The following is a 423-nucleotide window of genomic DNA, read 5'->3' on the forward strand; positions in this document are numbered from 1 at the left end:
GGTACCCATTCTCTGTGTAGGCCACGGTACGCCCCTCAGCCAGACGAAGAAACATCACGTCAGCGTTGGTGAGGCCGTGCAGCCCCGCACTGAACCGCGACACCTGGACGGTCATCCCGTCCCGCTCCCCCATATCCCGCAGGTACTCCAACTGCTCCCGCCACTGGCCGGGCTCGCGGAGGGTGGTCCGCAGCACCGCCTCCGAGAGAATGGTGCGGAACTGCGGTGGGCTCTGGCCCTCCAACAGCTCCCGCCGCCCCATCCTCGCTTCGACCTGCTGAGTCAGCTCCGGTTCCTTGAGCCCACCAGCCGCCAGTACTTCACGCGCGTACCCCGGCGTCTGCAACAGCCCCGGCAGCACGCTCACCGCGAAGTGCCACAGGCTTACGGCCTCCGCCTCCAGCGCCATATAGCGCCGGTAGC

The 423-nt window shown here is 67.4% G+C and carries 1 protein-coding gene; it reads right to left on the reverse strand.

Annotated elements, in window-relative coordinates:
- Positions 1-423, reverse strand: a 423-nt coding sequence (locus G3I17_RS39395) for a DUF5753 domain-containing protein (RefSeq protein WP_239063352.1), incomplete at both ends; no start/stop codon positions are given.

This window comes from Streptomyces sp. SID13031, from assembly GCF_010548305.1.
Lineage (GTDB): Bacteria > Actinomycetota > Actinomycetes > Propionibacteriales > Kribbellaceae > Kribbella.